General features: G+C 57.1%; 6 protein-coding genes and 1 pseudogene. 5 read left to right on the top strand and 2 right to left on the bottom strand.

Annotated features, from left to right (window positions below; all coding sequences use genetic code 11):
• From FBQ85_19805 to FBQ85_19790, 4 genes and pseudogenes are all read left to right on the top strand, one after another.
• The coding region (locus FBQ85_19805; GenBank protein ID MDL1877379.1) for a DUF3883 domain-containing protein at nucleotides 1–1,884 on the top strand (1,884 nt) is incomplete at its 5' end.
• A pseudogene (locus FBQ85_19800) lies at nucleotides 1,881–3,523 on the top strand (transcriptional regulator). The gene FBQ85_19805 and the pseudogene FBQ85_19800, both read left to right, overlap by 4 nt.
• 235 nt (nucleotides 3,524–3,758) lie before the next feature.
• Complete coding sequence (locus FBQ85_19795) at nucleotides 3,759–4,613, top strand: hypothetical protein (protein ID MDL1877378.1); 855 nt, start codon at nucleotides 3,759–3,761, stop codon at nucleotides 4,611–4,613.
• A complete protein-coding gene (locus FBQ85_19790; GenBank protein ID MDL1877377.1) occupies nucleotides 4,610–8,356 on the top strand; it encodes a DUF1156 domain-containing protein in 3,747 nt (1,248 codons plus the stop codon). Before FBQ85_19795 ends, FBQ85_19790 begins: the two co-directional genes overlap by 4 nt.
• A 72-nt stretch (nucleotides 8,357–8,428) precedes the next feature.
• Here the strand turns inward: FBQ85_19790 and FBQ85_19785 are convergent, their stop codons facing one another.
• Together FBQ85_19785 and FBQ85_19780 are read right to left on the bottom strand one after the other, a co-directional pair.
• Complete coding sequence (locus FBQ85_19785) at nucleotides 8,429–8,959, bottom strand: type II toxin-antitoxin system VapC family toxin (protein MDL1877376.1); 531 nt, start codon at nucleotides 8,957–8,959, stop codon at nucleotides 8,429–8,431.
• On the bottom strand, nucleotides 8,851–9,165 hold the full coding sequence (locus FBQ85_19780; protein MDL1877375.1) for a hypothetical protein: 315 nt from the start codon (nucleotides 9,163–9,165) through the stop codon (nucleotides 8,851–8,853). The genes FBQ85_19785 and FBQ85_19780 overlap by 109 nt, the downstream gene beginning before the upstream one ends.
• 33 nt (nucleotides 9,166–9,198) lie before the next feature.
• Between FBQ85_19780 and FBQ85_19775 the strand changes: the two genes are divergently transcribed.
• Nucleotides 9,199–10,449, top strand: a 1,251-nt coding sequence (locus FBQ85_19775) for an ATP-binding protein (protein MDL1877374.1), incomplete at its 3' end; no start/stop codon positions are given.

Below are 10,449 nucleotides of genomic sequence, written 5' to 3'. Positions count from 1 at the left end.
ATGGGCCGCGAGGAGCGCACCAAGGCGCAAGAATCTTTCCGGCATGATCCCGAGGTGCAAGTGTTGCTTGCCACCGATGCTGCCGGCGAAGGCATCAATCTGCAGCGCGCGCACCTGATGGTGAACTACGACCTGCCCTGGAATCCCAATCGCATTGAGCAACGCTTCGGCCGCATTCACCGCATCGGCCAAACCGAAGTTTGCCATCTGTGGAATCTGGTCGCTGACGAAACGCGGGAAGGCGACGTGTACCGCACGCTGCTCGAGAAGCTGGCTGAGGCCCGCAATGCGCTCGGCGGCCAGGTCTTCGACGTTCTTGGAAAGTTGAGATTCGACGGCAAGCCGCTGCGCGATCTGCTCATTGAAGCCATTCGTTACGGTGAGAAACCCGAAGTGCGCGAACGTCTCACGCGGATTGTGGCCAACGCTTTCGACCGCAATCAGCTTCAAGACTTGTTGGAAGAACGCGCCCTCGCTCATGATGCCATGGATGCCAGCCGCGTGCACCGCATCCGCGAAGACATGGAACGCGCCGAGGCACGACGGCTGCAGCCGCATTACATCGAATCTTTCTTTTTGGAGGCATTGCAACGCCTCGGCGGCACCGCCAAACAGCGCGAGCCGCGGCGGTACGAGATTACCCACGTTCCGGCGCCCATTCGCAATCGCGACCGTCTCATCGGCATCGGTGAGCCGCTGTTGCCGCGCTACGAACGTATTGCATTCGAGAAATCGCTCATCGCGCCGCAGGGCCAGCCGCTTGCCGCCTTCGTCTGCCCCGGCCATCCGCTGCTCGATGCCACCATCGACCTCACAATAGAACGCCACCGCGATCTCCTGCGCCGGGGCGCAGTGTTGGTGGATGAACGCGACTTCGGCATGGAGCCGCGCGTGCTCTTTTATCTGGAACATGCCATTCAGGACGCGAGCCTCACCCGTAGCGGCGAGCGTCGCGTCGTGTCCAAGCAAATGCTATATGTGGAATTGGATGCAGCAGGCAACACCCGACATCTGCATTACGCGCCTTATCTCGACTACCGGCCGCTTGCTGCCGGTGAGCCTGACATCGATGCGATCATGGCGCGGCCGGAATGCGCTTGGATCAACCGTGAATTGGAACAGAAAGCGCAAAGCCACGCTGTCACTCACGTGGTGCCCGAGCATCTCGCGGAGGTGCGCTCGCGCAAGTTGGCGCTGATCGCCAAAACCGAAGCGGCAGTGAAAGATCGGCTCACCAAAGAGATCAGCTACTGGGATCATCGCGCCGAAGATCTTAAGCTGCAAGAACAAGCCGGCAGGATTAACGCGCGATTGAATTCCGGCGAAGCCCGCAAGCGCGCCGACGCGCTGCAGGCGCGTCTTGAAAAACGAATGGATGAATTGAAACTGGAGGCGCAGATCTCACCGCTGCCGCCGGTTGTGCTTGGCGGTGTTCTTGTGGTGCCGATAGGTTTATTAGCCGCAATGACCGGACAGCCACGAACAAAAGAAGTCTCAACGGTGGACACGCAGGCCGCCGCAGCGCAAGCGCGCGCGATGGTGATGGAGATCGAGCGCCGTCTTGGCTTTGAACCCATCGACCGCGAGCACGAGAAACTCGGCTACGACATCGAGAGCCGCGTGCCGGGCACGGGAAAACTCCGGTTCATCGAGGTGAAAGGCCGCGTGGCTGGCAGCGCGACAATCACCGTGACGAAAAATGAGATTCTCTACTCGCTCAACAAGCCTGAGGATTTTATTTTGGCCATCGTCGAGTTTCATCAGGATGGCACACATCGCGTCCACTACGTGCGGCAGCCGTTCCAACGCGAGCCGGATTTTGGGGTGACGAGTGTGAATTATGGTTTGGAGGAATTGCTGGCAAAGGCGGAGGAGCCAAGATGACAACTTCTGAGGAGTTCCGCGCATTGATTGAGAGCCCGGAAAGTGCGCGCGTCGAGTTCAAAGCGGCCTCAGGCGGGGTTTCCATTTTGACGAACTGGTCAAGTACTGCGTCGCGCTCGCCAACGAAGGAGGAGGCAAAATTGTCCTCGGCGTGACAGACAGGCGTCCGCGGTCTGTCGTGGGCACGGGTGCGTTTTCCGAACCCGGACGAACCGAGGCTGGCCTCTTCGAGCGACTCGGACACCCAATATCCATAGAGGAGTATTGGCACGAAGGAAGCCGAGTCCTGATCGTTCATGTGCCCTCCCGGCTGCCGGGAACGGCCTGGCATGATCGAGGCACCTACTGGATGCGTTCCGGTGACGCTCTTGTGCCTATGGCGGATGAACGCCTGCGCCGGATTCATGCCGAGACCGGAACGGACTTTTCAGCCGAGATTTGCCATGATGCACGGTTGTCCGATCTCGATCCGGCGGCCATCGCGCTCCTGCGGCAATTGTGGCAGCGCAGGGCACCAGGTCTGGACATTCAGGTACGTTCTGATAAACGTTTGCTCGTTGACGCCGAACTTGTCGCCGGTGGTCATCTCACCTGGGCGGCCCTCATCTTGCTGGGCACCCACGAGGCACTCGGACGTCTGCTTGGGCAGGCCGAAGTTGTCTTTGAATATCGCTCGAGCGATGCGCCGGGACCTCCGGCCGACCGGCGTGAGTTCCGGCAGGGCGTTTTGCTCGTGCTCGACGAGATTTGGAAACTCGTCAATTTGCGCAACAGCCTTCAGCACTTCCAGCAGGGGCTTTTCGTTTGGGATGTGCCGACATTCGATGAACGCTCAGTGCGTGAGGCCGTCCTCAATGCTGTCAGCCATCGCGATTACCGGCACGGCGGTTCTGTTTTCGTCCGGCAATATCCACGGCGTATTGAGATTGTCAGCCCCGGTGGTTTCCCACCGGGAATTAATGAAGAAAATCTCATTTGGGAGCAAAGCCCACGCAACCGCCGCATCGCCGAAGTCTTTGGCAAATGTGGGCTTGTCGAACGGGCCGGACAAGGATTTGATCTCATCTATCGGGCGTGCATTCAACAGAGTAAGCCGCTTCCAGACTTCTCCCGGACGAGTGAACATTCGGTTTGGTTAACGTTACACGGCGAGATCCAGGATCCGGAGTTCTTACGGTTTATTGAGGAGATCGGATGTGAACGCTTGGCCACATTCAGCACGGAAGATTTCCTGGTCGTGGACCTCGTCCATTGGGAAAAACCTGTCCCGGCGCACCTTGCGCCGCGGCTTTCGTATCTCCTGGACCAAGGCATACTCGAACGCCTTGGCAAGGGCCGAGGCGTGCACTATCTACTTTCGCGCCGATTCTACCGCTTTCTTGGCAAGGAAGGAATTTACACCCGCCGGCGGGGGCTTGATCGGGAAACGAACAAGGCGCTTTTGTTGCGGCACATCGAGGACTCGGGTAAGACAGGGACGAGACTTGAAGAACTCCAGCAGGTACTCCCGGGCTTAAGCCGTCACCAGATAGGCACCCTGCTACGCGAGTTAAAGCGAGATGGTCAAGTCTTGGTCAAAGGATACACCAAGGCCGGCCGCTGGTTTTCGGTCGGACAAAAACGCAAATCTGAGCAATAAATAACGCAATTCTGCTGTATAATTCATGTTAAGTGCCTATTCTATAAGGCCGGCCGTGAAGCGGCTAAAACGCAATTCGGCCCAATTAAAACGCAATTCCACCGCAATCTCGCTATGTTATATAAAACGCTTGCCAGACAGGGCTTGATGATTCATCGCGAGAAATTATGCAAGGAAACTTCTTTGAGGACATGTCTCCAGCTGCAAAGTGGGATCGCAACACCGGCATAGAGCATTGGATGAGCTTTTTAGTCTCGCCCGCCAGTACAAGTCCAGCGAGGCATACCGTGAATTGCTCGACTTCGTTGCGCGGTTTCGGTTTTATTCGCCGTTTAATGCCATGCTCGTGCATATTCAGATGGCGGGAGCAACGTTCATCGCGTCGCCGCATCGTTGGCTTAATGACTACCATCGCCGAATCAAGGCCGGTGCTCGAGCCCTCGTCATCCTGCAACCAATGGGGCCAGTCATGTTTGTCTTCGATGTCAGTGACACGGAGCCTGAAAATAGCGCGCCCCCGCTTCCGCGTGATGTCGTTCAGCCTTTCGAAGTGAAGAAAGGTAAGATTGGTAACGAGCTAACAAAAACGATAGAGAATGCAAAAAGGGATGGCGTCAATATCACCGAACGCGAGGCGGGTTCACAAAGCGCGGGCGTGATCAGTACGGCACAATCCGGAAAATACCTGCACTTTCCGATCAAGTCGCTGCCCGAACCGGAATACGTACGCGTGCCTCTGCGCTACGAGCTTCTGTTGAACGCCAAACATTCTGCCGAAGCGGAATACGCAACGCTTGTGCATGAGCTTGCCCATTTGTACTGCGGCCACTTGGGAACTCCAAACAGCACCTGGTGGCCGGACCGTCGAGGGTTGCCTCATAAAACTTGTGAGTTTGAGGCCGAGTCGGTTTGTTACTTGGTTTGTAAGCGTTTGGGTATCGATAATCCATCTGATCAATATCTTGCCGGGTATATGAAAGAAAAGGCTGAAACTCCGTCGATAAGCCTCGATTGCGTCATGAAGGCTGCCGGGCTGATCGAGCAGATGGGGCGCGTTCGCATGAAACCACGAAAGGAAAAAGAAAAGTGAGCGATCAAATACCTCACCGCAAAAAACTCATCGAAGTCGCCCTCCCGCTCGAAGCCATCAACAAGGCGTCGGCGCGGGAGAAGTCGATCCGGCATGGGCATCCGAGCACACTGCATTTGTGGTGGGCGAGGCGACCGTTGGCAGCGGCGCGCGCCGTGATCTTTAGCCAGATGGTGGATGATCCCTCGAGCCATCCGGAACTATTTCCGACCGAGGAAGCGCAGGAAAAAGAGCGGCAGCGCTTGTTTCGTCTCATCGAGCAACTGGTGCTGTGGGAGAACACCACCAACGAAGGGGTACTAAAGCAGGCGCGCGAGGAAATTTGGAAGAGCTGGCGGCTGACCTGCGAGGAAAACAAGAACCATCCCCGCGCCGCGGAGTTGTTCAATCCGGAAAAGCTGCCGGCCTTTCATGATCCCTTTGCCGGCGGCGGCTCGTTGCCGTTGGAGGCGCAGCGTTTGGGATTGGAAGCTTATGCCTCCGATTTGAATCCGGTTGCGGTTCTGATTAACAAAGCCATGATCGAGATTCCGCCCAAGTTCGCGGGCCGGCCGCCGGTGAATCCCGAGGTGCGCAGTAAATATCTGGGAACGCCGCCGTCCCCGGGATCGCCGCCGTCTCGGCGGCCCTCACCGTCACCGGGGTGGCGCTCACGCGGCTACCTCCCGCATTTTGACCGCCCCGGTGTGATTCAAACCCTCAGCTTCCGCCTGGCCGATGCCGTGCCGGAATCAGTCATCGCAAAGTGGGAACAGGAGCTGCATTGGATTAAAGGCCTTCCCGCCACGGACAGCCGCGCTGTCGAGCTGCGCAAACGCATCGACAAATACGAAGACGCCGGACACGGCGCCTGCTGGCTGCGTGATGAGCGCATCGCCAAACTGGTTGAAGACGCGCTGCTTCACTTCGACGGACAACGCTACCGGCTCATCGCCTGGTGTATCATGCCCAACCACGTGCATGCGATGATCGAGACCTTCGAGGGCTGGGGGTTGGATAGCATTCTTCATTCCTGGAAGTCTTTTACTGCGCATCGCGCCAACGAACTCTTGGGCCGGTCCGGCGAATTTTGGATGCGGGAATACTTCGACCGTTTTATCCGTGATGAACAGCATTATCAGAATGCGGTTGCTTATATCGAAAATAATCCGGTAAAGGCTCGGCTGGTCGCGGAGGCGGATGAATGGCGATGGAGCAGCGCATGGGGAGGTAGGAAAAGCGATGCCGGCGGGACGCCGGCGGTCCCGGATACCGGCGGGACGCCGGCGGTCCCGGATACCGGCGGGACGCCAGTGTTCCCAGGCTTTTGGCGCGGGGCGCAAGGCTTGGCCGAAGATGTGCGCTACTACGGCAAGTGGATGCGCGACGAGGCGGAGAAACGCATCGGCCATCTTTATCCCAAGATTGAGATCACTGCCGAGATGGCAAAGGAACGGCCGGACTTGAAGCCGCTGGTGGGCAAGAAGCTGACTGTGATTGCCTGGCTCTGGGCGCGCACCGTAAAAAGCCCGAACCCAGCCTTCGCGCATGTGGATGTGCCGCTGGCTTCCACTTTCATGCTCTCCACCAAGCCGGGCAAGGAAGCGTATGTCGAGCCGGTGATTCTGGGAACGCCGGGAACGCAGGCCTCCGGCCTGCAAAATGCAAACGCAGACGAGAGAAATGCAGACGGGACGTCTGCGCTCCCAGGTTATCGCTTCACCGTGAAGGTGGGCAAGCCGAAGGATGTTGAGGCGGCGAAAAATGGAACCAAACTGGCGCGTGCAAATTTTCGTTGCATAATGTCGGGAACTCCAATCTCTGGCGACTATATTAAGGCCGAGGGTAAAGCTAAGCGCATGGGCGCGCGCTTGATGGCGATTGTGGCCGAGGGTGATCGCGGGCGAGTCTATCTTTCCCCGACGCCCGAGCATGAGGAAGTTGCGCAAAAAGCGAAACCAACTTGGCGGCCCGAAGGCGAGATTGCGACCCGAATGACGGGTGGTAACTGTACGCCATACGGACTTACGTCGTGGGGCGACCTCTTCACCCCCCGCCAACTTGTGGCGCTGACGACCTTCTCTGATTTGGTGCAGGAAGCGCGCGAGCAGGTGAAGCGCGATGCCATTGCAGCCGGGTTGCCCGATGATGGCGTAGGGCTAAACGATGGTGGTGTTGGAGCAAAAACTTACGCGGAGGCTGTGGGGGTGTATTTGGGGTTTGTAGTAGACAAATGTAGTGATTATTGGTCGGCGATTTGCAGTTGGCATACCTCAGGCGAAAAAATGCGAAATACATTTGGTCGTCAAGCTATTCCAATGGTGTGGGACTACACCGAAGCCAATCCGCTTTGTGACTCGACAGGGAATTTCATGGCGATGGTTGATTGGACTTGGAAAGCTGCTGAAACGACTCCGGCACAAACGCGCGGATACTCACAACAAGCTGATGCCTCAATTCAGCTCTTGAGTAAGGATAGAATCGTTTCCACTGACCCACCATATTACGACAACATTGGCTACGCCGACCTTTCGGATTTTTTCTATGTTTGGCTTCGTCGTTCGCTACAACCACTTTTCCAAGAGCTTTTTGCCACGGTGGCCGTTCCCAAAGCTGAAGAACTAGTCGCGACACCCTATCGTCACGGTAGCAAGGAAAAAGCGGAAAGCTTCTTTCTTGATGGTATGACGCAAGCAATGCATCGCCTCGCTGAGCAAGCGCATCCGCAATTTCCGGTTACCATTTACTATGCTTTCAAGCAATCTGAAACCGAAAGCGCAGAAGGTACCTCCAGCACAGGTTGGGAAACATTCCTGGACGCGGTGATCCGTGCCGGCTTTGCTGTCAGTGGCACTTGGCCGATGCGCACGGAACTGAGCAACCGCATGATTGGCTCAGGCACCAACGCCCTCGCCTCCAGCATAGTCCTCGTCTGCCGCAAGCGCGCGGAAAATGCTACTACCGCCACACGGCGCGAGTTTCTTACTGCACTTAAGAACGAATTGCCCGAAGCGCTTCGGCGACTGCAAGGTCTGAGGAAGTCGCCGGGAACACCGGCGTCTCGCCGGAATGCAGAGGCGACCGGGACGGTCGCGATCCCGGCGGTCTCGGGTATTGCGCCGGTGGATCTCGCGCAAGCCGCCATCGGACCCGGCATGGCCGTCTACACCCGCTACGCCAAAGTGCTCGATGCCGAAGGCAAGCCACTGACGGTGCGTGAGGCGCTGGCGCTCATCAATCAAACGCTCGACGAAGTTCTCGCCGAGCAGGAAGGCGATTTCGATGCGGACAGCCGCTTTGCCCTCGCCTGGTTCGAACAATCGGGCTTCGATGAAGGCGAATTCGGTGTGGCCGACGTGCTGGCGCGTGCCAAGAACACCAGCGTCGCCGGCATGGCCGAGGCGGGAATTCTCAAATCGAGCCGCGGCAAAGTGCGGCTGCTCAAGCCGAGCGAGTTGCCCACTAATTGGGATCCGGCAAACGACGCGCGCCTGACGGCGTGGGAAATGGTGCATCAACTCATTCGCTCACTTGAATCCGGAGGCGAAGGCGCAGCCGCAGTGCTGGCAGCGAGGCTGGGCGGCAAAGCCGAGGTCGCGCGCGAGCTGGCTTACCGCCTTTACACCATTTGCGAGCGCAAGAAGCGCGCTGCGGAGGCGTTGTCGTACAACGCGCTGGTGCAAAGCTGGCCGGAGATTATGCGGCTGGCGCGCGATGGCGGTAAACCACAGGCGGAGCAAACAAGTATTTTTGGCAAAGATTAGGCTGGCGGAATGAAATGCGGCCGGGGCCGGAGAGATTTTAAAGTTCCGAACGCCAGAGTTAGCCCACAACTTTTAGTTCGGTTGTTTCTTCGGTTTGTAGGGTAACTTGAGTTGCTTGATTTCATGCTCGATTTGTTCATACTCCGGATCCTTGTGTACCAGAGTAGCCTGTTTGAATTTTGCCAATCCGGCAATGCAACAGTCGGCAAATGACATGGTCTTTGTCGCTTTGATTTCACCGACGACCTTGGTGATCTGGCTGTCGACAGGTTCTTGTATGAGCATGAGATCGTCGATCAGCCGCAAGCGTTCCGTCGCAACCTCTTTTCCCTGTTGCTGCCAGGTAACATAGAACACCTCGATGCAACTGACCGTGGAAATGTAAAGCACGGCTTCGTCATCAAGCGCTTTCTGCAGCAAGCTTTCCACTTCATTCGAGCCCTCTTCGTCTTCGATAAAGCTCAGGAGGGCAGAAGTATCTAAAACGTATTGGTTCACAATAAGGCTTCCTTTTCCCGTTCTGCCAGGAGAGCGGCAACCAGATCGCCGTTGCCCGATCCTTTGAGTTTCTGCATGGCGGCAAGGGCTTTTTGCCGTTTCAATGCCCTTTCAACGGATTGCGCATTTTCGAATTTCACGGTTAAACGTGTTTCCGGCGGCAGTTGCAGAGTTTGCAGCAGGTTCTGCAGCTCCGAAAGTGTGAGGTTTTCAATCGTTGACATGTCTTTATCTCCTGTTTCAAAGTGGCTGCGACGGAGTGGCGGCAGAAAGATAGCAAGGATTCTTGTCATGAGCAATTGCAATTTCAATGTATCTGGGAAACAACCTCTGGGAGTTGATTAATGGCCATCACCAACAACGAACGCGTCGGCAAAGCGCTGGAAGCGCTGCGCCAGGGACTCAGCCCATTTATCGAACGCGAAATGAAAACGCTTTCCGATGAGGAAGCGCGCGGCTTGGTCACCCGGCTCGCGGCCGATGATCGGTTGCTGCAGATGAACAAGCCGATAGCGCAGTGGGACGCAGCCGCGCTGCTCAAGCTGATGTGGGAAGGCTGGAACCTTGTCTTCCGCAAAACCCTGGGCTTTGCCGAGAGCAGCATCGTCAGCGAACTGCGCGAGCACCGCAAACGCTGGGCGCATCAAGAAGCCTTTTCCAGCGACGACGCGTACCGCATGCTTGATTCGACCGCCCGTTTGCTCACCGCCATCTCTGCGCCGCAAGCCGAGGAAATCGAAAAAATGAAGATGGAGCTTTTGCGTGTGCGCTTCGATGAGCAGGTACGCAGCGAGAAACGCAAAAGCGCCGGCACCGCCATCGAGAGCGCCGCCGTTGGGAATCTCAAACCCTGGCGGGAAGTCGTGAATCCCCACAAAGACGTGGCGAGCGGCAGGTATCAACAGGCGGAGTTTGCCGCGGACCTCTGGCAAGTGCACCTCGGCGAAGGCACCGATGAATATCGCGATCCCGCTGAGTTTTTCCGCCGCACGTTCATCACCGACAGCTTGAAACATCTGCTCATCGGCGCGGTGCAGCGGCTGGCATCAAATGGCGGCGATCCGGTGGTGCAGCTCCAAACCAATTTTGGCGGCGGCAAGACTCACTCCATGCTGGCGCTTTACCATCTTTTCTCCGGTGCTGGCACCGGTGAATTGGCCGGCATTGATGCCATCATGAACGACGCGGGCGTTTCAAAATTGCCTCCGGTCAAACGCGTCGTCTTGGTCGGCAACAAAATCTCGCCGGGCAATCCCGTGACCAAGCCCGATGGCACCGTGGTGCGAACGCTTTGGGGCGAGCTGGCGTGGCAGCTTGGCGGCAAAAAAGCTTTTGCGCGCATTCAGGCCGACGACGAGAAGGCCACCAGTCCGGGCGATGTGTTGCGCGAGTTGATGAATGAGTATGGCCCGTGTTTGATCCTGATTGACGAGTGGGTTGCCTACGCCCGGCAGCTTCATGATGACGTCGATCTGCCGGGTGGGAGCTTTGAAACGCATTTCACTTTTGCGCAGGCGCTCACGGAATCGGCAAAGCTCGCCAAGCAGTGCCTGTTGGTCATCAGCTTGCCGGCTTCTGACAGCACCGGATCACCG

It is taken from the genome of Cytophagia bacterium CHB2, assembly GCA_030263535.1.
Classification (GTDB): domain Bacteria; phylum Zhuqueibacterota; class Zhuqueibacteria; order Zhuqueibacterales; family Zhuqueibacteraceae; genus Coneutiohabitans.
This window is presented reverse-complemented; position numbering and strand designations above follow the sequence as displayed.